Origin of the sequence: Rahnella inusitata (assembly GCF_018288855.1) — a bacterium.
GTDB lineage: Bacteria > Pseudomonadota > Gammaproteobacteria > Enterobacterales > Enterobacteriaceae > Rahnella > Rahnella inusitata.
The window spans coordinates 3,778,347-3,804,427 of the sequence record NZ_CP065024.1 but is presented as its reverse complement, the minus strand read 5'-3'; the positions used below and the strand labels follow the sequence as shown (position 1 = coordinate 3,804,427).

26 protein-coding genes and 1 riboswitch are annotated in these 26,081 nt (G+C 53.5%); of the genes, 13 read left to right on the top strand and 13 right to left on the bottom strand.

What is annotated here, in order from left to right:
• The first annotated feature begins 13 nt into the window (after positions 1 to 13).
• Together I2123_RS17870 and I2123_RS17865 are read left to right on the top strand one after the other, a co-directional pair.
• Positions 14 to 364 (top strand): hypothetical protein, encoded by a 351-nt coding sequence (locus I2123_RS17870; protein WP_244879849.1) that lies wholly within the window; start codon positions 14 to 16, stop codon positions 362 to 364.
• A 39-nt stretch (positions 365 to 403) separates the two neighbouring features.
• Positions 404 to 919 carry a cupin domain-containing protein gene (locus tag I2123_RS17865; protein WP_213051151.1) on the top strand — a complete coding sequence of 172 codons (516 nt, stop codon included), beginning with the start codon at positions 404 to 406 and terminating at the stop codon, positions 917 to 919.
• A gap of 64 nt (positions 920 to 983) precedes the next feature.
• On the opposite strand, the gene I2123_RS17860 is transcribed toward I2123_RS17865, so the two are convergent.
• On the bottom strand, positions 984 to 1,229 hold the full coding sequence (locus I2123_RS17860) for a hypothetical protein (protein WP_112169062.1): 246 nt from the start codon (positions 1,227 to 1,229) through the stop codon (positions 984 to 986).
• A gap of 341 nt (positions 1,230 to 1,570) precedes the next feature.
• Between I2123_RS17860 and I2123_RS17855 the strand changes: the two genes are divergently transcribed.
• From I2123_RS17855 to cspE, 5 genes are all read left to right on the top strand, one after another.
• Positions 1,571 to 2,602, top strand: coding sequence for a Ppx/GppA phosphatase family protein (locus tag I2123_RS17855; protein ID WP_213051150.1), 1,032 nt, complete (start codon positions 1,571 to 1,573; stop codon positions 2,600 to 2,602).
• A 36-nt stretch (positions 2,603 to 2,638) separates the two neighbouring features.
• A complete protein-coding gene (locus I2123_RS17850) occupies positions 2,639 to 4,729 on the top strand; it encodes a prolyl oligopeptidase family serine peptidase (RefSeq protein WP_213051149.1) in 2,091 nt (696 codons plus the stop codon).
• Between the two features lie 199 nt (positions 4,730 to 4,928).
• A complete protein-coding gene (locus I2123_RS17845; protein WP_112169057.1) occupies positions 4,929 to 6,059 on the top strand; it encodes an ABC transporter substrate-binding protein in 1,131 nt (376 codons plus the stop codon).
• Between the two features lie 204 nt (positions 6,060 to 6,263).
• Complete coding sequence (locus I2123_RS17840) at positions 6,264 to 7,001, top strand: DUF2076 domain-containing protein (protein WP_112169055.1); 738 nt, start codon at positions 6,264 to 6,266, stop codon at positions 6,999 to 7,001.
• A 176-nt stretch (positions 7,002 to 7,177) separates the two neighbouring features.
• The gene (gene cspE / locus I2123_RS17835; RefSeq protein WP_056772010.1) at positions 7,178 to 7,387 is read left to right on the top strand and encodes a transcription antiterminator/RNA stability regulator CspE; all 210 of its coding nucleotides are present in this window, start codon (positions 7,178 to 7,180) and stop codon (positions 7,385 to 7,387) included.
• Positions 7,388 to 7,454: 67 nt separating this feature from the next.
• Here cspE and I2123_RS17830 read toward each other — a convergent pair whose 3' ends face one another.
• The 4 genes from I2123_RS17830 to I2123_RS17815 form a co-directional block, all read right to left on the bottom strand.
• Positions 7,455 to 8,642: a multidrug effflux MFS transporter gene (locus I2123_RS17830; protein WP_213051148.1), complete on the bottom strand. Its 1,188-nt coding sequence runs from the start codon at positions 8,640 to 8,642 to the stop codon at positions 7,455 to 7,457.
• Between the two features lie 9 nt (positions 8,643 to 8,651).
• On the bottom strand, positions 8,652 to 9,308 hold the full coding sequence (locus I2123_RS17825; protein ID WP_112169051.1) for a TetR family transcriptional regulator: 657 nt from the start codon (positions 9,306 to 9,308) through the stop codon (positions 8,652 to 8,654).
• A 430-nt stretch (positions 9,309 to 9,738) separates the two neighbouring features.
• Positions 9,739 to 10,122, bottom strand: a complete 384-nt coding sequence (gene crcB, locus I2123_RS17820) for a fluoride efflux transporter CrcB (protein WP_112169049.1) — start codon at positions 10,120 to 10,122, stop codon at positions 9,739 to 9,741.
• A gap of 64 nt (positions 10,123 to 10,186) precedes the next feature.
• A riboswitch (Fluoride riboswitch) is annotated at positions 10,187 to 10,249 on the bottom strand.
• Between the two features lie 22 nt (positions 10,250 to 10,271).
• Positions 10,272 to 11,615, bottom strand: a complete 1,344-nt coding sequence (locus I2123_RS17815; RefSeq protein WP_213051147.1) for an aminotransferase class I/II-fold pyridoxal phosphate-dependent enzyme — start codon at positions 11,613 to 11,615, stop codon at positions 10,272 to 10,274.
• 219 nt (positions 11,616 to 11,834) lie between these two features.
• Between I2123_RS17815 and I2123_RS17810 the strand changes: the two genes are divergently transcribed.
• The 6 genes from I2123_RS17810 to tatA all read left to right on the top strand — a co-directional run bounded on the left by I2123_RS17810 (position 11,835) and on the right by tatA (position 16,933).
• Positions 11,835 to 12,794 carry a substrate-binding domain-containing protein gene (locus I2123_RS17810; protein WP_112169045.1) on the top strand — a complete coding sequence of 320 codons (960 nt, stop codon included), beginning with the start codon at positions 11,835 to 11,837 and terminating at the stop codon, positions 12,792 to 12,794.
• A 17-nt stretch (positions 12,795 to 12,811) separates the two neighbouring features.
• Positions 12,812 to 13,612, top strand: a complete 801-nt coding sequence (locus I2123_RS17805) for a deaminated glutathione amidase (protein WP_213052557.1) — start codon at positions 12,812 to 12,814, stop codon at positions 13,610 to 13,612.
• A 194-nt stretch (positions 13,613 to 13,806) separates the two neighbouring features.
• Positions 13,807 to 14,715, top strand: coding sequence for an ABC transporter substrate-binding protein (locus tag I2123_RS17800; protein ID WP_213051146.1), 909 nt, complete (start codon positions 13,807 to 13,809; stop codon positions 14,713 to 14,715).
• Positions 14,712 to 15,695: an amino acid ABC transporter permease gene (locus I2123_RS17795; RefSeq protein WP_112169041.1), complete on the top strand. Its 984-nt coding sequence runs from the start codon at positions 14,712 to 14,714 to the stop codon at positions 15,693 to 15,695. The genes I2123_RS17800 and I2123_RS17795 overlap by 4 nt, the downstream gene beginning before the upstream one ends.
• Positions 15,692 to 16,489, top strand: a complete 798-nt coding sequence (locus tag I2123_RS17790) for an amino acid ABC transporter ATP-binding protein (protein WP_112169039.1) — start codon at positions 15,692 to 15,694, stop codon at positions 16,487 to 16,489. The genes I2123_RS17795 and I2123_RS17790 overlap by 4 nt, the downstream gene beginning before the upstream one ends.
• Before the next feature lie 240 nt (positions 16,490 to 16,729).
• Positions 16,730 to 16,933 carry a Sec-independent protein translocase subunit TatA gene (gene tatA, locus I2123_RS17785; RefSeq protein WP_112169037.1) on the top strand — a complete coding sequence of 68 codons (204 nt, stop codon included), beginning with the start codon at positions 16,730 to 16,732 and terminating at the stop codon, positions 16,931 to 16,933.
• A gap of 123 nt (positions 16,934 to 17,056) precedes the next feature.
• Here the strand turns inward: tatA and lipA are convergent, their stop codons facing one another.
• The 8 genes from lipA to mrdA form a co-directional block, all read right to left on the bottom strand.
• Complete coding sequence (gene lipA / locus I2123_RS17780; RefSeq protein WP_112169035.1) at positions 17,057 to 18,022, bottom strand: lipoyl synthase; 966 nt, start codon at positions 18,020 to 18,022, stop codon at positions 17,057 to 17,059.
• Between the two features lie 244 nt (positions 18,023 to 18,266).
• The gene (locus I2123_RS17775) at positions 18,267 to 19,253 is read right to left on the bottom strand and encodes a YbeF family transcriptional regulator (protein WP_213051145.1); all 987 of its coding nucleotides are present in this window, start codon (positions 19,251 to 19,253) and stop codon (positions 18,267 to 18,269) included.
• A 166-nt stretch (positions 19,254 to 19,419) separates the two neighbouring features.
• The gene (gene lipB / locus I2123_RS17770; RefSeq protein ID WP_112169032.1) at positions 19,420 to 20,103 is read right to left on the bottom strand and encodes a lipoyl(octanoyl) transferase LipB; all 684 of its coding nucleotides are present in this window, start codon (positions 20,101 to 20,103) and stop codon (positions 19,420 to 19,422) included.
• Between the two features lie 72 nt (positions 20,104 to 20,175).
• Positions 20,176 to 20,439, bottom strand: a complete 264-nt coding sequence (ybeD, locus tag I2123_RS17765; RefSeq protein WP_112169030.1) for a DUF493 family protein YbeD — start codon at positions 20,437 to 20,439, stop codon at positions 20,176 to 20,178.
• Positions 20,440 to 20,563: 124 nt separating this feature from the next.
• A complete protein-coding gene (gene dacA, locus I2123_RS17760; RefSeq protein ID WP_112169028.1) occupies positions 20,564 to 21,772 on the bottom strand; it encodes a D-alanyl-D-alanine carboxypeptidase DacA in 1,209 nt (402 codons plus the stop codon).
• A 139-nt stretch (positions 21,773 to 21,911) separates the two neighbouring features.
• Positions 21,912 to 23,048 (bottom strand): endolytic peptidoglycan transglycosylase RlpA, encoded by a 1,137-nt coding sequence (rlpA, locus tag I2123_RS17755; protein ID WP_112169026.1) that lies wholly within the window; start codon positions 23,046 to 23,048, stop codon positions 21,912 to 21,914.
• A gap of 9 nt (positions 23,049 to 23,057) precedes the next feature.
• Positions 23,058 to 24,170, bottom strand: a complete 1,113-nt coding sequence (gene mrdB / locus I2123_RS17750; protein ID WP_112169024.1) for a peptidoglycan glycosyltransferase MrdB — start codon at positions 24,168 to 24,170, stop codon at positions 23,058 to 23,060.
• A gap of 6 nt (positions 24,171 to 24,176) precedes the next feature.
• Positions 24,177 to 26,081, bottom strand: coding sequence for a peptidoglycan DD-transpeptidase MrdA (gene mrdA / locus I2123_RS17745; protein WP_120078216.1), 1,905 nt, complete (start codon positions 26,079 to 26,081; stop codon positions 24,177 to 24,179).

Here is a 26,081-nt window from a genome sequence, read left to right as displayed (position 1 = left end):
TCCGGGATGAATAATGATGAAAAATATGAAAATAGTGATGATTGCAGCGGTTATGGCCGCCGGTTTTCTGGCAGGATGCTCAAGTATCGACGAACCTGTAGGGGAGCAAACCTACCGTCCGGCAAAATTTGATGAATCTTTTGCTCAGGGGCAGGCGAGTTATACGTCTTCCGTGTTTTCAATTCTGGAACGTCAACGTCGGGTGGATACCTACAAAAAGATTTACGATTTTTGTAGCGGCAGATACCAGACGCTTGGCGAAAGTAATGATGGCGAAAAGGTACACATCAGGTTTGCCTGTTTGCCGAAGACGCTGGCGCAAAGCAATTATTCTGCGCAGCCAGGATTGCCAACGCATTATTAATCTTACGTTTTGGGCTTAAGCCCACACTGCTGAGGCGTTATGAGCAAGGAAAGACCTGATTTTATCCGTCACTGGACTGAGCTCGAAGGCCCGGACGACGGCAGTTATCCCGGCGATGACGAGCTAATGTCAATCGGCGCACCGCTTGGAAAATCACTCGGGCTGACGCGTATTGGTATCCATCATGAACGCCTGCCGCCGGGGCGTCGCACCAGTTATCCGCATGCAGAAAGTGCTGAAGATGAGTTTGTGTATGTGCTCGAGGGGCATCCGGATGCGTGGATCAACGGCGATTTGCATCCGCTGAAGCCGGGCGATTCGGTGGCTTTTCCGCAGGGAACCGGCATCTGCCATAACTTCATCAACAACACCGATGAAGAAGTGCATTTGCTGACGATAGGTGAGGCGAACAAAGCGGAGAACCGTATTTATTATCCGAAGAATCAGGAATATGAAGCCACCCGTAAAGACCGCTGGCAGGATGTGCCGCCGCAGGAATTTGGGGAACATGACGGGCTGTCGGATCAAAAAAGAGGCAATAAAAAGCCGGTGTAATAACCGGCTTTTTTACGGGGTTTGTACCGCGTTTTTTTCAAAGATCATCATTTCTACAAAGTCTTCATTGGATTGAAAGCGACTGCCAGCGCTGCTGACAATAGGGCATCATGCGGTGAATCTTCAGCGTCTGCGCTTCATGGCGGTTAAGTGAGTAACCTTCCGGCGTAATTTCCAGCGTATCACCGGTCTTCAGCGAGAAGTTGTCATCAACCGATAAAATCAGCTTCAGGTTTTTAAACGCCTGAATGCAGATGTATTTGAGTCCTGTGTGCGGGGTATTCAGGATATCTATAATTTTCCATTCCATACCTTCACTCCTTTATGAAACTACCTGTTTTTCGTGCCTCATTTTTACCTCACAACCACGTCATTTTTTGTCATCACAAGGTAATGATTTCTTTATAGGCGTTCCAATAGGTTCAATGCATGAGCTGACTCACAAAAAGGAATAGCCAAATCATCGCGGGATCTCAGAATGAATTATTTAGGACAAAGTGAAGTGATTTTCGCTTTTTTAGAACAGTGTATTCGCACTTTTACAGAAAGCTGTCGCGTAAACAGGAAGCAAAAAAGCTTGAACTCAACGGGATAAAACGGGTATTTCTGAATGCTTTATGATTTTTGTTATATTTTTCAGGGCAGGATGAGATGAATTGCACACGTAAAAATCTTCTGGGTATCGCCTTAGCATTAAGTACGTTTTCGGCATGGGCTAATCATTGTATTGAAACCCGTGCGGGCATCGATATGGGATCCGGTACCACGAAAATTCAGGTTGCGCAGGTGGATATTTGCCGCCACCAGCTGGGTAAAGTGCTGTATGAAGACCAGCGCGCGTTGGGCTTTAACGATGATTTAGGCAAATCTGGCAATAATCAGTTAAGCGCCGCGATGCAGCAGCAGGGCGTTACCGCGCTCAAACAGATGGTCGATAAGGCGCGCACGTTCCATCCTCAGCGTATTACCGGCGTGGCGACAGCGGTGTTCCGCTCGGCAGCCAATGGCCAGCAGGTGATCGACCAGTTTAACCAGCAGGCACAGATCCAGCTGCGCATCATTACGCAGGAGCAGGAAGCTGAACTGGGGTTTATTTCGGCGAAAGCCGCGCTGCATGACAACCATATTAAAAATGAAGATTTGCTGGTATGGGACATCGGCGGCGGTTCGATGCAGATGACCGCCTTTCGCCAGCAGAAGGGTAAAACGGTAACCGATATTTATCAGGGGCGTCTGGCCTCGGTGACGCTAAAAGAATTCATCATCAGCGTGCTGAAAAATCAGGAACTCGACAAAGCGGCCTCGCCGAACCCGATTGGTTCGCTGCGTAATACGGTGCTGCGTTATGTGAATTTCTACGCGCGGACGCACGTCAGCCCGCAGATCAAAGAGGATGCCAGAACCCGTCGGGTGATCGGTATCGGCGGCGTTCACGGCTATTCGGTCAAAGACCAGCTGCGTTCCGCCAATAAAACTGATGGCTCAAACAATACCTACACCTTAGAAGATGTGCAGCGCGTGTCGAAAAAACAGGTGTGGAAAGGCGATAGCGAACTGGCCGGGGAATATCGGGCGACCGACGTCAGCAATTTGTTGCTGGTCGAAGGGTTTATGCAGGCGCTCAACATTCCACAGGTGACCGTGGTGAAAGCCAGCCTGATTCAGGGCATTCTGGTGCAATAACGCCCGTTTAACGCATGACTGAAGGAGCAGAACCGCATGACAACTGACTCAACGAATCCGCCGCACGATGAATTCATCTGGCTGGAAGGGATCCGCAACGAACAGGCGCTGGCCTGGGCGCACGAGCAAAATCCAATCACGCTGGCCGCCTTTACCCAGGGCAAAGAGTTTGATCCACTTCGCGAGAAAGTGCTCAAAGGGCTGAACTCGCCGGATCAGATCCCCGGCATCGGGCGGTTTGGCGAAAAGTGGTACAACTTCTGGCAGGATGCGGAAAATCCGCGCGGCCTGCTGCGCCGCACCACGCTGGATGAATACCGTAAATCTGAACCGCAGTGGGAAACGGTGCTGGACATTGATGCGCTGGGCAAAGCCGAAGGGAAAGACTGGGTGTATCACGGCATCTTTCCGTTGAAACCTGAATACAAGCGGGCGCTGGTTTTCCTGTCCCCGGACGGTGGCGACGCCTCAGAAGTGCGCGAGTTTGATTTGCAGACGCTGGAATTTGTCACCGATGGCTTCTTCCTGCCGGTCGCGAAAAGCCGCACCGGCTGGATTGACCGCGACCATCTGTTTGTCGCCACTGATTTTGGCGAAGACTCGCTGACCGACTCAGGTTACCCGCGCATCGTGAAAATCTGGTCGCGCGGTACGCCGCTCAGCGAAGCCACGACGGTCTACAGCGCGGCTAAAAAAGACATGATGGCCGTTGGCTATCACGACAGTTTCACCGGCTTCGAGCACGATTATGTCGTGCGGGTGATCGATTTCTATCACCGCGAAGTGTTCCTGCTGAACGCAGAAAAAGAACTGATCAAAATCGATTTGCCTGACGATGCCAAATTCAGTTCGTGGCGCGAATGGATCCTGATCCAGCCTTCCAGCGAATGGCAGGTCAACGGGCAAAGCTGGCCGTCCGGCTCGCTGCTGACCATGAATTTTGACGCTTTTATGGCTGGCGAACGTGCGCTGGTGCCGCTTTTTGTGCCGGCCGATCACAGCGCGCTGAGCGGCGTTACCGCCACGCGTGATCAGCTTAACGGCTATTCCTGCACCCGCGATCACATTATTTTGAGTATCACGCGTGACGTGGTGAACCGCCTCGAAGTGCTGACCCCAAAAGACGGCGAATGGCAGCGCGAGCCGTTCGGGCATGTGCCGGAACTCAGTAAAATCAACGCATGGGGCGTCTCGGACGATTCGAACGACTATTTCATGACCGTCAGCGGTTTCCTGCAACCGGCGAGTTTGTCGCTTGGCAGTCTGGATAACGGCGCGGAACAAGAGGCAGAATTGCTTAAACAGGATCCGTCGCATTTCGATGCATCCCGTTATCAGGTCAGCCAACATTTTGCGCAGTCCGAAGACGGCACCCGCGTGCCGTATTTCCTGGTCTGCCGCAAAGATGTGGTGTACGACGGCAAAAATCCGACGCTGCTGTACGGCTACGGCGGTTTTGAAGTGTCGCTCGATCCCTATTATCTCGGCGTGAGCGGGGTGGCATGGCTGGATCGCGGCGGCGTCTTTGTGGTGGCCAATATCCGCGGCGGTGGTGAGTACGGGCCGGAATGGCATAAGGCCGCGCTGAAGGGAAAACGTCTGCGCGCGTATGAAGATTTCGCCTCGGTCGCCAAAGCGCTGATTGCCAGCAATATCACCTCACCGGCACATCTGGCGGCGCAGGGCGGCAGCAATGGCGGGCTGCTGGTCGGCAATATGCTGACGCGATATCCGGAGCTGTTCGGCGCGATCGTCTGCGAAGTGGCGTTGCTGGACATGCAACGCTACACGCAAATCTCAGCCGGAGCTTCGTGGATTGCTGAATACGGCGATCCGCAGATCCCGCAAGAGTGGGAATTTATCCGCGAATTCTCGCCGTATCACAACATCGATCCGACGAAAAAATACCCGCCGGTCCTGTTTTCGACGGCGACCAGCGATGACCGCGTCGGGCCAGACCATGCGCGTAAAATGGCGGCCAAAATGCAGGCGCTGGGTATTGCTGATGTGTATTTCTACGAGAATACCGAAGGCGGCCACAGTGCAGCGGCAGACAAAGCGCAGTCCGCCTTTAAACGCGTAATGGTCAGTGAGTTCCTGCTGAAATTCATCGGACGCCAATCGTAACCTCAGGCGTTTTATGGATTCTCTGACTTAACTCAAACGGGATGCCAGTCTGGTATCCCGTTCATATTTCGACATGTTTTATCCGCATTATTCCCCGTAAAAGCGTTGCCTCATCAATCGTTCCTTGTTTATTATTTCCGCTTGTTTGATAACAATTATCAAAATCATTTTTCATTCATTCTCATTTTCGGGGCTTTGCATGTACAAGAACACCGCTCGCGTGCTGTCTGTAGCCGGTCTGATGGCCGCTTCCTTCTCAGTTTTTGCCACCACTTATCCGCTGACGGTAACCGACATTTCCGGACAGAAAGTCACTATCGAGAAAGCGCCGCAGCGCGTAATTTTACAGGATGGCCGCGATTTACTGGCGCTGGCGGTGCTGGACAAAGCCAATCCTTTTGAGCACGTGGTGGCGTGGAATAACCTGCTGAAGAAAACCGACAGCGGCACCTGGGATATGCTGAAAAGCAAATGGCCGGAATCTGCCAACATTCTCGATATGGGGTTCAGCGATAAAGGGCAGGTTGATCTCGAAACCGTGATTGCCAGGAAGCCGGATCTGATGGTTGCGCAGCTGCGTGCTAAAGATTCTCTCGCACAGGCGGGCGTGCTGGATAAACTGGCCGCACTGCACATTCCGGTGGTGTTCTTAGATTACGAACTCGATCCGGCCAAAAACACCGCGCCAAGCATCGAGCTGCTTGGCAAAGTGATGAATCAGGAAGACAACGCCCGCGCCTACACCACGTTCTACAATGCGCATTTCCAGAACATACAGAAAGCCGTTTCCGCCATCAAAACCAAGCCAAACGTCTTCATCGAACCGATTGCCGGTCGCGATGATTCCTGCTGCTTCACCCACGGTAATGCAGGCTGGGGGCGTTTGATTCAGGCGGTAGACGCCAATAACATCGGCTCCCAGCTGTTGCCGGGCGCATCGGGCACCGTTTCGCTGGAGCAGGTGATCAGCATGAAGCCGGACGTTTACATCATGACCGGTTCCGCACGTCCGAAAGGCGGTTCAGTCACCCACATTCTGCCGTTCGGTTACGGTGCGGATCAGGCGAGTCTGGATAAAGCGGCCAAGGTGCTGACCAGCCGTACCGGCGTGGCGCAGATCCCGGCCGTCATAAACGGTAATGTCTACGCCGTTTATCACCAGTTCTACAACCATCCGTACAACATTGTCGGGATGGAATATCTGGCGAAATTCATCTACCCGCAAGAGTTTAAAACGCTGGATCCGGCGAAGACATACCACGACATCGTGCGTAACTACACCAATCTGCCAGATCAGGATTTCATCCTCGGCTGGTCAGCGAAGAAATAAATTCAGCGTTATCCCGTCTGCTTTCCGGCAGGCGGGTTTCATCCTCCGCAGTGCCGGTTATGACCGCCATTTACATTCGTCACATTCGTTGACACTCCGTTAATTCATACCTCAATTCAATTGTATTAGTGTGATTCATAGAATCCCGCTATCGGTCGCCATGGCGATCGCCAGCGAAGCGTACGACATCAACAAGGTGAATTTATGCAATCTGAAGAACAGCGTTTAATTGACGGACTTTTTAGTCGCTTGCAACAGGCTGAGTCCAATACGGCGCCGCGTGATGCGGACGCTGAGCGTGTGATTCAGGCCCATATCCGTCAGCAGCCGTCGGCGCCGTATTATATGGCGCAGGCGATGATTATTCAGGAAGCCGCGCTGACCAAACTGAACGGTCAGGTGCAGGCCTTACAGCAGCAAATCGATCAGTTGCAACAGCAAACTGCCAAACCGCAGAGCAGCGGTTTTCTGGCCGGGCTATTTGGCGGCGGAGCTTCTGCGCCTGAACCGCAGCGTCCTGTATCGCAGGGCAGTCAGCCGATCCCCGGCACGCAAGGGTGGGGCGCTCAGCCGCAGCCTTCACAATACGCCGGGCAGCCACAGCAGGCACCGGCACAAGCCGCACCGCAGGCTCCGGGCTTTTTGGGCAGCGCGCTGCGCACGGCGGCGGGTGTTGCCGGTGGCGTGGTGCTGGCGGATATGCTGACCGGCATGTTCCATCACAGCCAGCCGCAGGAAATCGTCAATATCATCGAAGAGCCGCCGGTGCAGAATCTTAATCCCGCCGACAGCAGTTTTCTGGATGACAACAACCAGGGCTTCGACAGTAATCAGCCTTCCTGGGAGGATGCGTCGATGCGCGATAACAATTCAGATCTGGGCTTCGGGTCAGATAATTTCGACTCTGATGACTTCAATAATGACGATGATTCATTTTTCTGAGGATGCGCGATATCAGGGCGTGAAGGGCTGATTTTGCAGAAGAAAGCGGCAACGAAAAGTCAGGAATGAGAGCTTTATCGCTTATTGCTATCAGAATTCTGGACAAAATGAAGATCTGTTGCTGTACTGTAAATGACACACATTTTGTGTCCAACATTCACGTAAAGGTAAGTTTGATGTCTAAGATTAAAGGTAGCGTTAAGTGGTTCAATGAATCTAAAGGTTTTGGTTTCATTACCCCTGAAGATGGCAGCAAAGATGTTTTCGTTCATTTCTCTGCTATTTCCAGCCAGGGCTTCAAGACCCTCGCTGAAGGCCAGCGCGTAGAGTTCGAAATCACCAATGGTGCCAAAGGCCCGTCGGCTGCTAACGTTATCGCTATCTGACTTTAGCCGAATTCTTAAAAAACCCGCCGAAGCGGGTTTTTTTTTGCCTGTCTGTCATCAAGTAACGTTAAGCCGGTTTGCGCACCAGCGTCACGAACAGCAGGATGGCTATCGCGTAGCAGCCGAGCATGGTCAGCGCCATCGAGAGCGCAGGCATACTGCCGAAACCGGTCACCGGCACGGCAAGCGCGCCCAGCGCAAACATACACACACCCAACAGCGCCGACGCGCTGCCCGCATTTTTCCCCTGACTTTGCATCGCCAGCGATCCGGCATTCGGGCTGACAATCCCGATCACCATCACCGAGAAGAACAACGGCACCAGCAGCATAATCAGCGGCGCACCAAGACTGGCGGCGATCACCAGCGCGACAGACGCCACGGCGGCAATGCACAGACCGGTTTTCACCAGCGCCATTTCGCCATAGCGACGGCTAAAGCGGGTGGATACCTGCGCGGAAATGACCAGACCGATGCCGTTGACCGCAAAGCACAGGCTGAACATCTGCGGGCTAAGGTGATAAATCTGCTGCAAGACGAACGGCGATGCGCCGATATAGGCGAACATTCCCGCCATCACGAAGCCCTGCGTCAGGCACAATCCCATAAACGGACGGTGTTTCAGTAATGAAAAGACCGAGCCGAGCATGCTGAAAATCCCGCCCTGCGAACGGCGCTCCGGCGGCAGCGTCTCGTGCAACTTCAGCGCCGAGGAGGCAAACAGCATGATGGAGATGACCGCCAGCACGCCGAAAATCCCCCGCCAGTTCATCCAGCTCAGCATCGCGCCACCCAGCACCGGTGCAATGATCGGCGCCAGCCCGTTGACCAGCATCAACAAGGCAAAGAAGCGTGTCAGCTCGTGACCGTTGTACAAATCTCTGGCGACAGCGCGGGAAAGTACTGCGCCACCTGCACCGGCGATGCCCTGAAGTAAACGGGCAACAATCAGCTGATGAATATCCGGTGCTACGGCGCACCACACCGAAGCGGCCAGCAGCAAGGCCAGCGACCATAACAAGGGGCGAATGCGGCCAAAGCGATCGCTTAGCGGACCAAAAATCAGCTGGCCGAAGCCCAGACCGAGCAACCCTGCGGTGAGGCTCAGTTGCGCGCTGGCGGTGGAAGTATTCAGTTCACCGGCCAGTTCTGGCAGCGCCGGTAAATACAAATCGGTACATAACGGACCGAGAGCGGCGAGTGAGCCGAGAACCAGGGCATAGCCGAGGCGTTTTTCTTGCAGGTGAGCGCTCATGGTGGGGAGTTATTCCGGTTTACTGGGGGTGAAATCCGTGTTGAAGAGATCCTGAAAGTAGCGATGGTATAACGCTTCCAGAACCTCTGCATCGGCGTGAACGGTGGTCAGGCGGCGGAAGGCGGTGCCTTCGCAGATGACGGCGAGGCTTTCGACTTTTGCTGTCATTTCCTCATCTGAAAACTGTGGGAAACTTTTACTAAGGAATGATTTGGCTTCGTTAAACAGCTGCTTTTCTGAATCCCGCCAGATCTTTTCCACCGCCGGATTGCGGGTGGCTTCGGCGGCCACCTCCAGCATCAGCGCGTGGTCAATTTCGGCCTGCTCTTTTTGTTCCGAACAGACATCTTCCTTAAACGGTGAACTGAGATTACCAATTCGCCGGTGCGCCAGATTGTGGGCGATCTGCTGTAAATTATGGGCGTTACCGGTGATCAGCTGGATTTTTTTCATCACCATACGACGCACGATTTCTTCGATAATGGCGTCTTTGTTGGCGAAATAACGATAAATCTGCCCCACGCTGAGCTGCGACGTTTTGGCTATCTCTGCCATGCCGGCACCGTGAAAACCGTGCTTACGAAAACACAATCGGGCGGCGGCGATGATCTGGTCGCGGCGGGCGCTGATGCGCGCGTCTTTACTGCATTGTTGGGGGGCAAGCATGGAAGTCCTGGCGTGTCGCTGTCATTGATTGTGAACGATCATTCTCAATTATAGGCAATAAGGGCCATCAGGACAATATTTGTATCAGGAATGTAGCAAAAACGGCGCATTCCAGAAGATTGCACCGTTTTTATGAAGAGAGGGAATTAAGGTATGGCATGAACAGGCAGGATTATGCGAAATACGCCTGTAAGAAAGCCGCCAGGGTCAGGACACAAAGGGCCACAACCAGATATTCAGATGACGTTTTTGGAGCAGAAAACATGGCAAACCTCAATGTGTGCAAATAACGAACCAGACTTGATGTGGTCTATTATCTGCGACAAACATGAAGGAAACATTAAGACAAAGAGGAGAGTTGTGAATCTGCATCACGGTTTGAAAACAACAGCGGGGCGTTTACGCAGAAAAGCCTCGCTGCCGGAGAGGATCAGTGCGCGGTGTACCAGCTGACCAGCGCGAACGCCAGTAAAGTCATGGCAAGGGAACCGGCCAGATTAAGCGCCATGTTGAGCGCTGCCGCACCGAAACGGCCATCCTGCAACATGTAAACAACTTCCAGCGAGAACGTAGAAAAGGTGGTCAGGCCGCCGCAGAAACCGGTGGTGATCAGCATTTTCCAGACCGGATCCAGGTGCGTCATCTTGCTAAAAATGGCAATACACAGCCCGATGATAAACGCGCCGACCAGGTTGACCGTCAGCGTGCCGACCGGCAGCACCGGGCTCATTCCATTCATTTTCAGGCTGACATACCACCGGACAACGCTGCCAATGCCGCCGCCAATAAAGACTGCAAGTAAGGTGCTAAACATATAATCCCTTCTAAGTAAGTTGAATTCAGAAAGGTCCGGGCACGACGCTACGAACCTCTCGCGAGATTGCGTAGACATCATCAGCCGGTAAAGGCGGTTTGGGAGGAATGTCATCTCCATACAGCAGGCGCTGATTTTAGCGTGAAACGTCAGCCCATCGCCAGCACTATGGCATCGGCAATCAGATCGACTTTATCCGCCATGATCTGACTGGTGCTGATGCGGATAAACTGCCCCGGTCCGATGCGGCAACGTTCGCCCGGCAGCACGGCGATCCCGCGTGCGGCCAGCGTCACCAGTGCAAACTGCTCGGAGGGCACCGGGATCCATATCGCCAGCCCGTCACGTTCCGGGATATTCACGCCGCGAATGCGCAGGGCATCGGACATCGCTTTGCGCCGCTCTGCGTACACTGCTTTGGCGTGCGTAATACCGGCCTGCGTTTTTGCGTCGTTAATCAGCCACGCCAGCGCCTGTTGCAGGATACGGCTCGACCACCCCGCGCCGAAATTACGGAATGATTTGATTTGCTTCACCAAATCCTCGGAACCGGACAGTACCGCCAGCCGTAAATCAGGGCCGTAGGCTTTGGAATAAGAGCGGACATGCACGGTGCGATCCGGCAAGACGCTGCCCATACTGACCGGTGGATAGGCCGACAGTTGCCCGATGCCGTCGTCTTCGATAACCAGCGTATTGCTCTCGCCGAGGATTTCCGCCAGCGCCGCAAAACGCGCGTCATTCAGCGCATGACCGCAGTGGGAATGGGTACGCGGCTGATAGATAAATGCCGAAGGGTTTTTGTTCAGTGCCAGGCTTAGCGATTCCGGGATCGGGCCAAATTCATCACATTTCACCGGCACAACCTGTGCGCCGAGATTGTCCAGCATATCGAGCAAACGCGTCGCGGTCGGGTCTTCAATCGCCACCACGGAGCCCTGCATCAGTAATGTTTGCAGCGTGAGATTCATGGCGTCGAAGCCACCGTCGGCGGCCATAAACGACGGTGCGTTGTAAGGCCAGTCAGGTTTCACGGCATCGAGTAAGGCGGGCGCGATGGCTTCACGCTGATAGCTATTGAGATTGTCGGCACTGACGCCGTGCTGCATGGCTTCATGTAATTCCGGTAATAAGGCCGGATCGGGCGAGGAGAGCGCCAGATCGGCGATGATATGCTCGCCGAAATTACCGATCTTCTCAAAACGGGCAGGGCGCGGTGACAGCATATCGCCGCAGACCCAGACGCCATTTCTGCCGCGTCCCGCAATGACTTTCTGGCGGCGCAGCTGCCCCCAGGCGGCGGATACCGTCGCCGGACTCACCCCTAACGCCTGCGCCAGTTCGCGAACGGCGGGCAGGTGCGTACCTATCTCGATCACACCCGAACGGATCAGCGCTGCGGTTTCAATTGCAATACCGCGCATCGAACGATCCTGCAATTGTGTTGCTAACCATTGCGCATCCAGCGTTTTTTCAGGGGAATTTTCAGCCATTTTTTTGCCTTTTGTTCAGTAACAAAGATTCTATTGTACATATTAATTTATGCCATTAGTATCAAACTTAGCCAACGGAGGCGATAAAATAATCACGTTGCAGTGAACATGATCTCCTTCGTAAAAGAATTTGGTGCGTTTGTGGATCGGTTTGTGACCAACTGATGAACGCACAGTTATCTTTCTGCATTTCAGATGCTGACACTTAAGGGGATAGATGTGACGATTACCATCAGGCTGGCAGTACGTGACTGGGATTATTTTACGCCGCTGGCGTTGGGCGATCTTAAACCTGAAGGATTTAATCTCGAGATTGATCGTGTGGGGACGCTGGTTGATAACCTGGCGACCAGCGAGAAGTACGATGCAGGCGAAGTTTCGTTCAGCCGTTATGCACAGGGGCGCGCCCGTGGCGAATCCGATCTGCTGGCTATCCCGCATTTCCTGATGCGCGGTTTTCGTCAGCGTTGCATCATCACCCGGGATGACAGCCCGCTGACCGAGTTGTCGCAGCTGGCGGGGAAACGTATCGGCCTGACCGGCTGGCAGGATTCAGGCAACACCTGGACCCGCACGCTGCTGGCGCTGGAAGGCGTGGGGATTGAAGATGCAAACTGGTATGTGGGACGCCTGACCGAAGCGCACCCGATTGTCGATCGTCTGGCCGGTTTTGGCCGCGAAGGACGCATCGAAACGGTGCCGGGTGAACGTCCGATGATGGAACTGTTGCAGGAAGGCTGGCTGGACGCGATTTTCACGCCATTTATGCCCGACGGTTTTTTCAAACCGGATTCCGGTTTCCGCCAGTTCCAGCCCGATTTCCGTGCCGCCGAGCTGGCGTATTTCAATCGCGTCGGTTACATCCCCGGCATTCATTTGCTGGCTATCAAACCGGCACTGGCCGAAGCGCATCCGTGGCTGCCGCAGGCATTAAGCGACATCATCGACCGTTCGTATGAAATCTGGATGGATAAGCGCGCGAAATACGCCGATACCACGCCGTGGCTGCTGGATGATTTACGTCGCACGGTAGTGGATTTACCGGCGAACTGGAATACAAACGGTTTCGCGGCGAACGAGAAAATGATCGACGATTTTGCTCATGAATTACACGCACAGGGGCTGACTGCTCAGCGCCTGACGCCGGCAGATTTGTTCCCGCAGTTTGCCACCCGTTAATGGCCGGAGAAGTAATGATGAAAGTTGCATTAGGTCAGTTTGCTGTTGCCCGCGAATGGGAAGCCAACGTCGAAACCTGCCTGTCGCTCATGGCGAAATCACTGGAAGCCGGAACCGATTTACTGGTTCTGCCGGAAGGTATTTTAGCGCGTGATATCACCGACCCGGATTTGGTGCTAAAAGCCGCACAGCCGCTGGACGGTCCGTTCGTCAGCCAGCTGCTGGACGCCAGCCGTGGTAATCAGATGACCACCATGATGAGCGTGCATACGCCTGCACCGGATGGCCGCGCGTATAACGTGCTGATTTCTATTCGTAATGGCGAAATCATTTCCGAATACCGCAAGCTGCATTTGTATGATGCGTTCTCCTCGCAGGAATCAAAAAACGTCACCGCCGGCGACGACGTGCCGCCGCTGGTCAACGTGGCCGGTTTTAACGTCGGCCTGATGACCTGTTATGACGTGCGTTTCCCTGAACTCGCGCGCCGTCTGGTGCTCGATGGCGCAGACGCGCTGGTACTGCCTGCCGCCTGGGTGAAAGGGCCGCTGAAAGAAATGCATTGGGAAGTGCTGGTCACCGCCCGCGCACTGGAAAATACCACCTATATGGTGGCGGTGGGCGAATGTGGCGAGCGCAATATCGGTAACAGTATGGTGGTCGATCCGCTCGGCGTGGCCATTGCCCGCGCCGCCGAAGCGCCTGCGTTAGTGTTTGCCGAGCTGGACAAAGATCGTCTGGCACATGCCCGTAAAGTGTTGCCGGTGCTGGCTAACCGCCGTTTTGGGTTGCCGCAGCTGAACAACGACGAGGCCTGAATCCGACTGGTCCTCACCGGTTGACATTCAGCGCCTAAAAGCAGTAACGCGAGCGCCTCACCAGGGAACTCGTTGTAAATAAAGACCTATAAACAGAAAGCATTATCCAAAGAAGTCCGCCACGGAAGGCATTAACTATAAATACACAACATTCATAAACTCACAGACTGATTTTTTACACAGAGGATTAAGAGATGATGGCAAAACAATTACGTCAGGCCGCGGTTCTGACTGCTGCATTACTTTCCGTGTCTTCCCTGAATGCCTTTGCTGCTGAAAGTGTTGCGATTCCGACTCAGACAATGGATCCGGCGATCCACGCCAAATTACCTGCGGACATTCAGAAGTCAGGTGTGATGACCTCTGTGAACAATGGCTCTTTTCCTCCCTATGAAATCGTGACTGGCAGCAACGGTCTTGACGGTGCCAGTGCCGATCTGTCCCACGCGCTGGGAGAAGTGCTGGGCGTAAAAATTGAACACGCGTCGGTCACCGGTTTGTCCGGCATTTTGAGCGGCATGGCCGCAGGACGTTACCAGATGGGTATCGGCCCGATCGGTGATTATCCCGATCGCCAGGCGAAGAATGATTTCGTCGATTTCGTGAAAGAGTTTGTGGTGTTCGGCGTGCGTAAAGGCAATCCCGAAAAAATTAACGCGCTCGACGATACCTGCGGCAAGCGTATTGCCGTAATGGCGGGCGGTTCGGCTGAACAGGTGATCCGCAAGCAGTCTGAAGTGTGTGTGAAAGACGGCAAACCTGCCGTGACCGTGCAGTCATTCAGTGACCAGCCGACGTCCATTCTGGCGGTGCGTTCTAACCGCTCTGACGCCTTCTTCTCGTCTCAGGCGCCGCTGACGTACTTCGTTGAAAAAGCCAACGGCCAGCTGGAACTGACCGGCACTGGAAAATCTAACGGCTTCGGCGACATTTACCAGGGCACCGTGGTGCCGAAAGATTCCGCCGTACGCGATGCAATTCTGGCCGGTTATCAGAAGCTGTTTGATAACGGCACCTACGCCATCATCATGAAAAAATGGGGTCTGGAAGGCAATATGATTCAGGCACCGGGCATCAACCTGGCAAAGGCGCAACCTAAATGACCGACAAAACGTATAGTTCAAAGCCGGCAGTCAAGGACGACTATACGCAGGATCCACGCCGTAACGTTGAGTTCTCCCATGCACCCCGCAGCTTTGGCCGCTGGGTTGCCTGGATTGTGGTACTGCTGATCGCCGCAGATGTACTCTGGGGCGTATCGCAGAACAAGAACTTTGAATGGCACGTTGTCGCGCAATGGTTCTTGGAAGGTTCGGTGATCAAAGGTCTGGGCGTGACGCTGGGCCTGACCGTCGTTTCCATGTTGCTCGGTGTGTTCATTGGTCTGATGCTGGCCATTGCCCGTTTGTCTGACAGCCTGTTGCTGCGGCAGCTGGCGGGCTTGTACATCTGGTTCTTTCGCGGAACGCCGCTGCTGGTGCAGCTGCTGTTCTGGTACAACATGTCGACGTTATTCCCGCGCGTCGTACTGGGCGTTCCGTTTGGCCCGGAATACATGAGCTGGAACACCAATGATCTGATCACCCCGCTGACCGCCGCGATTGCCGGTCTGGCGCTGAACGAAGCCGCGTACATGGCGGAAATCATTCGCGCCGGTTTGCTCTCGGTGGATAACGGTCAGGCCGAAACCGCACAGGCGTTCGGTATGAGCCGCGGGCGCGCGCTGCGCCGGATTATTATTCCGCAGGCGATGCGTTCCATCATTCCACCAACCGGTAACCAGTTGATCAGTATGATCAAAGCGACATCGCTGGTCAGCGTCATCGCGATGGGCGATCTGCTGTATTCCGTGCAAACCATTTACAACCGTACCTTTGAAGTGGTGCCGATGCTGATGGTCGCCGTTATCTGGTATCTGTTTATCACCTCGCTGCTGAACCTCGGGCAGTCTGCCGTCGAGCGTTACTACTCCCGTGGTACGCGCCGTACGTTACCCAGTGTGAAGCGCCGTCAGAACGCGGCGGAAGAAAAAGCCGCGCCGATCATGAATTCACCGGGCATGGCCCGCAAGGAGGACTTATGAGTCATATGCCATCCGACGTACAGTCATCCGACACGGCGTCACTGGTGGTTGCCCGTAATGTACATAAAAGTTACGGCGACAACGAAGTGCTCAAGGGTATTGATCTGGATGTAAAGCCAAGCGAAGTGGTGGTGATCCTCGGGCCTTCGGGCTCGGGTAAATCGACGTTTCTGCGCTGCATTAATCATCTGGAAGATATCGATCGCGGTTCAATCATGGTGGGCGGTGAGCAGATTGGTTATGAACTGCGCGGCGACCGGCTGCACAAATTGTCCGAGCGGGCGATTGCGCGCCAGCGCCGGGATATCGGCATGGTGTTCCAGCAATTCAATCTGTATCCGCACATGACTGTGCTGCAAAACATTATTGAAGCGCCGGTGGGTGTGCATAAAGAATCCCGTCAGGAAGCGGAAAAATATGCCCGCGAGCTGCTGGAAAAGGTCGGGCTGAGCGATAAAGCCGATGCCTATCCGCGCCATCTTTCCGGCGGACAGCAACAGCGCGTTGCGATTGCCCGTGCGCTGGCGGTGAAACCTAAACTGATGCTGTTCGATGAGCCAACGTCGGCGCTCGATCCGGAACTGGTCGGTGAAGTGCTGGCAACAATGCGGGATCTGGCGCAGCAGGGGCTGACAATGATTGTTGTCACCCATGAGATCGGATTTGCAAAAGAAGCGGCCGACCGGGTGGTGTTTATGGATCGCGGGTATGTGGTCGAGCAGGGCGCGGCGGATGAAGTCTTAGTCAATCCGCAACATCCTCGTACGCAGGCTTTCCTGAGCCGGTTTATCTGACTGACAGCGGTGCAGCGAAACGCGGGTTGAAATCAAACTTGCGGCGTATTTTGGGCAGCGAAGGGCGGAATTGCTTTATGGGGGGGCGATTCTTGCTCATAATAGCCGTCGCTGGTCATAATGCGCACAGGTTTGGATCCGTTCTGTTACATTTTCGGGTTGTATTAGCGTCGCGAATGGCCGTTAATAATGACAGGTTGTTACCGCTGTTTTCTGGCACTCAGTGTAAAGAAGGTATGTATGGAAGGTCTAAGTATTACTAAATTGTTGGTGGTCGGCGTGCTGATCGTTCTGTTGTTCGGTACCAGCAAGCTGCGCTCTTTGGGCGGGGACCTTGGTGCTGCGCTGCGTGGCTTCAAGAAAGCCATGAACGATGATCCGGCTCCGGCAGCACCTGCTGAAAAAACGGCTGCAGAAGAAAAACGCGTAGAGCATAAAGACTGATATAAGTTCGCTGGCGTTACTGCAGAAAATAAAAAAGGTTGTTCTCGCGAACAACCTTTTTTGCATTCTGCAATTAAGAAGTAACAAAATATTTAAGCGCTGAACTGATTTCAGCGCCGCAAATTATTTTACTTCCATCCCTTTGGCTTGCAGATCCGCGTGATAAGAAGAACGCACGAACGGACCGCAGGCTGCGTGGGTGAAGCCCATTTCCATCGCTGCTTCTTTCATCTGGTCAAACTCTTCCGGGCTGACGTAACGCTGTACCGGCAGGTGGTGACGGCTTGGTTGTAAATACTGGCCGAGCGTCAGCATGGTCACACCGTGGCGGCGCAGATCGCGCATCACTTCGATGATCTCTTCGTTAGTCTCACCCAAACCAACCATCAGGCCAGATTTGGTAGGCACTTCCGGATGCGCTTCTTTGAAACGTTGCAGCAGAGTCAGTGACCACTCGTAGTTTGCCCCAGGGCGAACCTGACGGTAAACGCGCGGTACGTTTTCCAGGTTGTGGTTGAACACGTCCGGCGGCGTCTCGTTGAGAATATCCAGCGCACGATCCATACGGCCACGGAAATCAGGCACTAGTGTTTCGATTTTAATCGTCGGGTTCTTGGCACGGATGGCGGCGATACAGTCGGCAAAGTGCTGAGCACCACCGTCGCGCAAGTCATCGCGGTCAACCGAGGTGATCACCACATAACGCAGGCCCATATCCGCAATGGTCTGTGCCAGTTTTTCTGGCTCATTCACATCAGGCGCGGTAGGACGGCCATGTGCCACGTCGCAGAACGGGCAACGGCGGGTACAAATCGCGCCGAGGATCATGAAGGTCGCGGTGCCGTGGTTAAAGCATTCAGAAAGATTCGGGCAGGCGGCTTCCTCACACACGGAGTGCAAACCGTTCTTGCGCAGCGCCGCTTTGATGCCCTGAATTTTAGTTGAGTCGGCAGGCAATTTGATTTTCATCCATGCCGGCTTACGTAACATTTCCTGCCGGTCGCTGACCACGGTTTTCACCGGGATTAACGCCATCTTATCTGCATCGCGGTATTTAACGCCGCGTTCCATCTGAATCGGTTTACTCATAGTCTTGCAGCTTCCAGGTTTGTCTCTCGTAACTCGAGATTTTTCAGGACATTCAATGAACTGGCTGATTCATCAAAAAAAGTAGAAATAATGCGGAAATTATATCATTGAAGCATCGTTACGTTCAGCCCTTCGTCATGGCCTGAAGTGCTAAATGCTGCATTTTTTTAACCTGGGTCACATCATTTGTGCGCGGGTGAGGGCGTTTTTTGAGCGCAATCTACTGAATTTTCTCTGAATTTACTCAGAGGGCGGGGGGCGGTTGATTGGTGTTAATAGGGTGTGAATTTTTTTGCGCCCGTGCGGATTTTTCTTGCTGAGCGAAAGCATCACCGATGGCGTCAATAATCATGCTCAGCGTTTTGTCGCTGTTGGCGGCTTTTTTGTAATACATCATCACGGTGTACGACAGTGTCGGTATTTCGCAGGCGAGTTTCTGCACTTCGAATGTATTGGCAAACATATCCACCAGTTTTTCCGGCAGGATGCCCAGTAAGTCAGTGCTGGCGACCATCGACAGAATATTGATGGCGTTGTAACTGGTAAACACAATCGGCCGGTCGGGCAGGGATTCGCTGAGTTCAAATTGCATCCGCTTCAGGTCACTGGCGTTGGTGATGAGAGTGGTTTGCGGCAGCGACACGGCCTGTTCGGCGCTCAGGGTTTCGTTAACGGTAGGATGGTTTTTCCTGCAAACAAACACGGTGCTGTCTGACATCAGCGTGATGGCTTTCAATGACTTATTAAATAACGGGCTGGTGTCTATCACTAAATCGGCACGGTGCTGGATCAGCGTATCTTCCGGATCAAGCAAAGGCAGATGCTTGAGCGTGTAGTTGCAGTTAATTTTCTCAAGTTCTTTAAGGATCAGCGGAAAGGTGATGAGCGCAATATAAGGAAAGCAACTGACGGTCAGCACGCGGGATTTATCATTATCGTGCGTGAAGTCCAGCCCGGTCAGAATGGAGCTGAGACCCAGGCTGATATGTTTATGCAGGTTGGTCGCGTATGCCGTCGGGCTGATGCCCTGACCGGTACGGATAAACAAAGGATCGGGAAACGTATTACGCAATTTCTGAATAGACTGGCTGACCGACGAGGGCGTCAGGTTCAGTGCTTTGGCGGCATGAACAATGCCTTTATGCAGATACACCGCTTCAAAAACGGTCAGCAGGTTGAGATCCAGATTACGGAGCTTGCTCAGGCTGGCACTAATATCTTTATCATCCATATAACATTCCTGACAGTGTAGAAGACTGTCCCGGCGTGCTGCTGGCCGGGGAGTGCGCTTATCCTTAAGCGATAAAATGCTGATAGAGACTTAGCGTGATGATAGTAAACCAAATTACGGCATCAACCTGTGATTTCTCATGACATTTCCCGAGACAACTCACAAATCAGAGCGCGGCGACGCCATACTGCTCAATCTGCCAGGGCATATAATCAACTTGCTGATAATTAAGATGATGATTGAAAGCTTTTACCAACACTGGCATGACCTGATCGACAGTCAGCCCCGGCTTTTCGCGGCTGGCCTGGGTCATTTCCAGACCGGCATATCCACAGGGATTGATGCGGTGGAACGGTTCCAAATCCATATCAATATTCAGCGCCAGACCGTGTAAGGAGCAGCCTTTACGGATGCGCAACCCGAGCGAGCAGATTTTTTTGCCATCAACGTACACCCCCGGCGCATCGGCGCGAGGATAAGCATCAATTGAAAAATGGGCCAGCGTATCGACCACGGTTTGCTCGATTGCAGTGACTAACTGACGCACGCCGAGTTTTTTGCGTTTCAAATCTACCATCACATACATCACCTGCTGACCGGGACCGTGATACGTCACCTGACCGCCGCGGTCACTCTGGATAACGGGAATATCGCCCGGCATCAGCACATGCTCTGCTTTCCCGGCCTGACCCTGTGTAAACACGCGATGATGCTCAACCAGCCAGATTTCATCCAGCGTATCTGCTGTGCGGTGTTCAGTGAAATGATGCATGGCCAGCGAAACGGGCTCATAAGGCTGAAGACCAAGCTGACGCAGTACGATACGTTCTTGAGGATTTTGTGATTGCACGGCGGTTACCGTCAGTAGAAGGGAAGACGCCGCGCGACAGACTGACTCCCGCGCGGATTAATCAGAAAGGGCTTACAGCACCATGCGGACAATTTCGATATTGCCCAGCTCATCGTACAGGGTTTCGACCTGATCGATATGCGTGGCAGTGATCGTAATAGAAACGGAGTGGAAATTCCCTTTACTGCTCGGTTTTACCTGAGGATTGTAGTCGCCAGGCGCATGGCGTTGCACGACTTCCACAACCTGGTCCACCAGCTCGGGTTGTGCCAGGCCCATTACTTTGTAGGTAAAGGAACAAGGGAATTCGAGCAGTTCGTTCAGTTTGGTTTTCATGTGCACTCCAGCGTGTTGTACCGCGTATTAAGTATTGTCTCTGAAAGTATAACTCCCGCCGGAGCGGGAGCTAATATCTATACCCATTATATGGGGACTGTTGCAAACTATTTCAAGCGGGCACTTAACCAAACCAATGATGGAACATCAGTTTGATGTAATCCACGATGCGACCGAAGAAACCGCCTTCTTTCACTTCGTTCATCACTACCAGCGGACGCTCATCAATCGTTTTGCCATCCAGCTGGAAGTTGATCGAACCGACAACCTGATTTTTCTGCAACGGTGCGTGCAGTTCTGGCGTATTCAGTACGTAGCTGGCTTTCAAATCTTTCATGCGGCCGCGCGGGATGGTCAGATACGCATCTTTTTCCACGCCCAGTGCGACGCGATCGGTATCACCAAACCATACTGGCTCAGACGCAAACTCTTTGCCTGCTTTCAGCGGAGACACGGTTTCGAAGAAGCGGAAGCCCCAGGTCAGCAGCTTTTTGCTTTCAACTTCACGGCCTTTGTAAGTATGACCGCCCATCACGGCGGAGATCAGACGCATCTGGCCTTCAGTCGCAGAGGCCACCAGATTGTAACCTGCCGATTCCGTATGGCCGGTTTTGATGCCATCCACGCTCAGGCTTTGATCCCACAGCAAACCGTTGCGGTTCATCTGACGGATATTGTTGAAGGTGAACTCTTTCTCTTTGTAGGTCGCGTACTCTTCCGGCACATCGCGGATCAGCGCCTGGCCGATCAACGCCATATCACGCGCTGAGCTGTACTGACCCTCCGCATCCAGACCATGAACCGTACCGAAATGGGTATTTTTCAGGCCAAGAGCGTTTACGTAGTTATTCATCATGGCAACGAAAGCGTCCTGACTTCCGGCGACATGGTCAGCCATCGCGACGCAGGCATCGTTACCTGATTGCAGAATAATGCCACGGTTGAGTTCGGACACCGGCACGCGATCGCCTGGTTTGAGGAACATCAGGGAAGAACCTTTGAACACCGGATTGCCGGTTGCCCAGGCATCCTGACCGACGGTAACGATGTCCGTCGGGCTGATTTTGCCTGCCTTAATGGACTGACCAATCACGTAGCTGGTCATCATTTTTGTCAGGCTGGCCGGGTCACGGCGGGCATCGGCATTCATTTCTGCCAGAACTTTGCCGGAGTTGTAGTCGATCAGGACATAGGCTTCAGCATCAATTTGCGGAACGCCAGGGATCATTGTTTTTAAATTAACATCGTCGGCATAAGCGGACGCTGCACTGAAGGAGATAACGGTGCCAAATGCGAGGCTTTTGACTAAACGTGAAGTGTTTACAAGTTTCATGATCGGGACAACAACATCCGTAGGAGTAGGTGATAAACGTGCGTCACTATAGCAGAAGAGTCCTGTATCAGACATCTGCGATTACCGGCGCTTACTGATTTTTACTTATGAAACAGGGCTCACGCCCTGTCTCTGATAATTAATTGCTGGCCGTCACGAATGACTGCTGCTGCGCTTCGCTGGCCAGTCGCTGCTGTAACTGGACGGCCTGCTGGCGGGTGCTGAAGGGGCCAAGTTGCACGCGGTAAGTGCTGCCGTTCGCCTGCACTTTTCCCGGCACCGAGAAACGCTGGCTGAGGCTTTTCTGCCACAACTGTGCATTCTGCGGATTACTCAGGGCGCCGACCTGAACCATATAGCCTGAGCCTGAGATAGCCGTGGTGTGAGCAGGTGCCGCCACGGCTGCGGTAGCGGCAACCGGCGCTGCGGTGGCCATTACCGGCGCGGAGACCGGTTCACTACTTTCCAGAACACCATTACGTAACGGTGTGGGTGCGCTGAGGAAACCGCCATTGCCGCTGTTGCCTGACATTGTCGTCACAGGAGCATTGCCGCCTGCTGCTTCATCATTGGTCAGCGGCGCAGCGTTCGGGTTACTCAGCGTGCTGTTATCAATGGGACGCACATCGGAAGTGCTCACCGGCTCAGCCTGCATCGTAGGCGTTCCCATGTCGCTCGCGCCTAAGCTTGGGCGAGCGGGCAGGGCATAAGACTGTTTGGCGACGGTAGTGCCGATGGTGCCGGGGCCGGTCATGGTGCCGTCCTGAGCAACATTAATGAAATCGATGCGCACTTTGGTGCTGTTGGTCAGGTTCAGACGATCTGCAGCGGCCTGCGACAGGTCGATGATTTTGCCCGGCACGTAAGGACCACGGTCGTTGACGCGAACCACCAGCATACGGCCAGTGGCCATATTGGTAACGCGTACATAGCTTGGGATCGGCAGCGTAGGGTGGGCGGCGGTCATGGCAGTCGGATCAAATTCTTCGCCAATCGCAGTGGTGTTGCCGCCGTTTTCTTGCCCGTACCAGGCGGCCTGTCCTACCTGCGAGAAGTTGGACGGATCTTTGACGATTTTATAGGTTTTACCGTTAACGGTATAATCCTGCATCGTACCCTGATTATAAGGCTCGTAACGCGGATCAGCGCCGCCGATTTCCACCACCGGGCCGTTATACGCCTGTTGTGGCACCGGTTGTTGTTGCTGAGTTTCGTCAGTGGCGCAGCCACTTAACAGCAAACCGATAATGACAGCTCCAAGCCACTCCTTACGCATTGCTCACCTCTATAAATTTTTCGACAACATTTTTCGATGAGTATGTATCGACATGACGATACCAAACCCTGCCATTAGCACGATGAGTGCTGACCCGCCATAGCTGACCAGAGGCAAAGGTACCCCAACCACCGGGACAATACCACTGACCATGCCGATGTTAACAAAGACATAAACAAACAGAATCAGCATCAGTCCACCGGACATGACGCGTCCGAAGGTTGTCTGAGCATGGGCGGCAATCATCAGACCGCGCATTATGAGGCATAAATACAGGCCGAGCAGCACCAGCACGCCTATCAGACCCAGCTCTTCAGCAAGTACTGCAAAGATAAAGTCTGTATGGCGTTCTGGCAGAAATTCCAGCTGTGACTGAGTGCCGTGCAGCCAGCCTTTGCCGGAGAAACCGCCTGAGCCGATGGCGATTTTCGACTGAATAATATGATAGCCCGCGCCGAGCGGATCGCTCTCCGGATCCAACAACATCATCACGCGGTCGCGCTGGTAATCGTGCATCAGGAAGAACCACAGGATCGGGATAAAGGCGGCGACCAAAATGGCGGCGACGGCGATCAGTTTCCAGCTCATACCGGAGAGGAACAGCACGAACAGGCCGGATGCGGCGATCAGAATCGACGTCCCCAGATCGGGCTGTGCAGCCACCAGCAGGGTAGGGATGAAAATCAGCGCCAGCGCGATGGCGGTATTTTTCAGTGAAGGCGGACACACGTCGCGGTTAATAAAGCGCGCCACCATGAGCGGGACGGCGATTTTCGCCAGTTCCGAGGGCTGGAATTTGATGATGCCTAAATCCAGCCAGCGCTGCGCACCTTTACTGATGCTGCCAAACGCATCCACCAGCACCAGCAGAAAGACGCAGAAGATATACAGATAGGGCGCCCAGCTTTCGTAAACACGCGGTGGAATTTGCGCCATGACCAGCATGATTACCAGACCCATCAGAATCTGGCCGACTTTACGTTCCATCATGCCAAGATCCTGACCACTCGCGCTCCACATCACAAACGCACTGTAAGTCAGCAGCGCAAGTATGATCAGCAACATGGTCAGGTCGATGTGCATTTTCGACCACAATGATCTTTTTTGTTGGTTCTCAGTCATTGCCGGTTAATCACCTTCGGTTCCCGGCGGCGCAGGCGCGTCAGCCGGTAATTGTGTCGTGTTATCGCCCAATAAAATATGGTCGAGTATCTGCCGCGAAATCGTCCCGACTGCCGGACCTGCACCGCCGTTTTCCAGCACCACGGCCACGGCCACGGTAGGCTTGTCATACGGCGCAAAAGAGGTCATCAGTTTATGGTCACGCAGATGCTCTGCAATCTTATGCGCATTATAGATTTCATTGGCTTTCAAACCGTAAACTTGTGCTGTACCGGATTTGGCTGCAGCTTTATAGGGAGCATCAGCAAAAAACTTTCTCGCAGTGCCGTTCGGGCGATTGGCGACGCCATACATCCCGTCTTTGGCGATTTCCCAATAGCCGGAATGGATGTCACCAATCTGCGTGGTGTCTTCCTGACGGTATGGCACCTGCTTGCCATCAATTTTGGTACTCAGCAACAGATGCGGCGTTTTGACGTCACCGTCATTAATCAGCGTGGTCATTGCTTTCATGATCTGTATCGGCGTGGCAGTCCAGTAACCCTGACCGATGCCCACCGGAATGGTGTCGCCCTGATACCAGGGTTTCTTAAAGCGCTTAAACTTCCAGTCACGGTTTGGCATGTTACCGCTGCGCTCTTCCGAAAGGTCGATGCCGGTGTAATGACCGTAACCGAATTTGCCCATCCACTCTGAAAGGCGATCGATACCCATATCGTACGCGACCTGATAGAAGAAGGTATCGGCGGATTCCTCAAGGGCTTTGGTGACGTTCAGGCGGCCATGGCCCCAGTGTTTCCAGTCACGATAGCGCTTGTCCGAGCCAGGTAACTGCCACCAGCCGGGGTCAAATAATGAGGTATTTTTAGTTATCACGCCGGATGTCAGCGCAGAGACGGAAATATAAGGTTTTACCGTTGAGGCAGGCGGATACACGCCCTGCGTGGTGCGGTTAATCAGCGGTTTATCGGCATCATTTAACAGCCGGCTGTAATCCTTACTGGAGATCCCTTCGACGAACAGATTCGGGTCATAGCTTGGGTTCGAGACCAGCGCGCGGATTGCACCATCACGCGGATCGCTCACCACCACGGCCGCGCGGCTGGTAGTCAGGAGTTCTTCGATATATTGCTGCAACGGCAAGTCGATAGTCAGGTAAATATCTTTACCCGCCTGAGGCGGCTCTTCGTGCAACTGGCGGATCACCCGGCCACGGTTATTAACTTCCACTTCTTCATAGCCCGTTTTGCCGTGAAGCGTGTCTTCGTAATACCGTTCGATACCGAGTTTACCGATGTCGTGCGTGGCGGCGTAGTTGGCCAGAATGCCGTCTTTATCCAGACGCTCCACATCACGATCGTTAATTTTCGACACATAGCCGATGACGTGCGTCAGCGCGGAACCGTACGGGTAATAGCGGCGCTGATAGCCTTTCACTTCCACGCCGGGGAAATGGAACTGGTTCACGGAGAAACGGGCGACCTGCACTTCGGTCAATGCGGTTTTCACTGCAATAGACGTGAAGCGTCTGGATCGCTGGCGTTCTTTCTTGAAGTTTTCGATATCGTCAGGCGTTAAATCGACGATGGGCTTGAGGGCCTCCAGCGTGGCCTGCAGATCATCCACTTTTTCCGGGACCAGCTCGAGCTGATAAATGGTGCGGTTAAGCGCCAGTGGCGTACCGTTGCGGTCGTAAATAATGCCGCGGCTGGGCGCGATGGGCACCAGCTTAATGCGGTTATCATTGGAACGGGTCTGGTAATCCTGGAAACGAACAATTTGCAGGTTATACAGATTGAAGGCCAGGACACCGCTAAGTAGCAGAATGCCGATAAACGCCACCAGTGCACGGCGCACGAAGAGGGCTGATTCAGCCGTATAGTCGCGAAAAGGGTTACGATCTATTTTCAT

Coding starts and splice junctions, on each gene's coding strand:
- crcB (WP_112169049.1), bottom strand. CDS start 10,122: ATGTTTAGCACCTTACTTGCAGTCTTTATTGGCGGCGGCATTGGCAGC.
- I2123_RS17795 (WP_112169041.1), top strand. CDS start 14,712: ATGACCGACAAAACGTATAGTTCAAAGCCGGCAGTCAAGGACGACTAT.
- I2123_RS17805 (WP_213052557.1), top strand. CDS start 12,812: ATGAAAGTTGCATTAGGTCAGTTTGCTGTTGCCCGCGAATGGGAAGCC.
- I2123_RS17790 (WP_112169039.1), top strand. CDS start 15,692: ATGAGTCATATGCCATCCGACGTACAGTCATCCGACACGGCGTCACTG.
- I2123_RS17800 (WP_213051146.1), top strand. CDS start 13,807: ATGATGGCAAAACAATTACGTCAGGCCGCGGTTCTGACTGCTGCATTA.
- I2123_RS17845 (WP_112169057.1), top strand. CDS start 4,929: ATGTACAAGAACACCGCTCGCGTGCTGTCTGTAGCCGGTCTGATGGCC.
- I2123_RS17870 (WP_244879849.1), top strand. CDS start 14: ATGATGAAAAATATGAAAATAGTGATGATTGCAGCGGTTATGGCCGCC.
- I2123_RS17855 (WP_213051150.1), top strand. CDS start 1,571: ATGAATTGCACACGTAAAAATCTTCTGGGTATCGCCTTAGCATTAAGT.
- cspE (WP_056772010.1), top strand. CDS start 7,178: ATGTCTAAGATTAAAGGTAGCGTTAAGTGGTTCAATGAATCTAAAGGT.
- I2123_RS17865 (WP_213051151.1), top strand. CDS start 404: ATGAGCAAGGAAAGACCTGATTTTATCCGTCACTGGACTGAGCTCGAA.
- ybeD (WP_112169030.1), bottom strand. CDS start 20,439: ATGAAAACCAAACTGAACGAACTGCTCGAATTCCCTTGTTCCTTTACC.
- I2123_RS17815 (WP_213051147.1), bottom strand. CDS start 11,615: ATGGCTGAAAATTCCCCTGAAAAAACGCTGGATGCGCAATGGTTAGCA.
- mrdB (WP_112169024.1), bottom strand. CDS start 24,170: ATGACTGAGAACCAACAAAAAAGATCATTGTGGTCGAAAATGCACATC.
- I2123_RS17850 (WP_213051149.1), top strand. CDS start 2,639: ATGACAACTGACTCAACGAATCCGCCGCACGATGAATTCATCTGGCTG.
- I2123_RS17830 (WP_213051148.1), bottom strand. CDS start 8,642: ATGAGCGCTCACCTGCAAGAAAAACGCCTCGGCTATGCCCTGGTTCTC.
- I2123_RS17860 (WP_112169062.1), bottom strand. CDS start 1,229: ATGGAATGGAAAATTATAGATATCCTGAATACCCCGCACACAGGACTC.
- I2123_RS17840 (WP_112169055.1), top strand. CDS start 6,264: ATGCAATCTGAAGAACAGCGTTTAATTGACGGACTTTTTAGTCGCTTG.
- I2123_RS17825 (WP_112169051.1), bottom strand. CDS start 9,308: ATGCTTGCCCCCCAACAATGCAGTAAAGACGCGCGCATCAGCGCCCGC.
- tatA (WP_112169037.1), top strand. CDS start 16,730: ATGGAAGGTCTAAGTATTACTAAATTGTTGGTGGTCGGCGTGCTGATC.
- lipA (WP_112169035.1), bottom strand. CDS start 18,022: ATGAGTAAACCGATTCAGATGGAACGCGGCGTTAAATACCGCGATGCA.
- dacA (WP_112169028.1), bottom strand. CDS start 21,772: ATGAAACTTGTAAACACTTCACGTTTAGTCAAAAGCCTCGCATTTGGC.
- rlpA (WP_112169026.1), bottom strand. CDS start 23,048: ATGCGTAAGGAGTGGCTTGGAGCTGTCATTATCGGTTTGCTGTTAAGT.
- I2123_RS17775 (WP_213051145.1), bottom strand. CDS start 19,253: ATGGATGATAAAGATATTAGTGCCAGCCTGAGCAAGCTCCGTAATCTG.
- mrdA (WP_120078216.1), bottom strand. CDS start 26,081: ATGAAAATAGATCGTAACCCTTTTCGCGACTATACGGCTGAATCAGCC.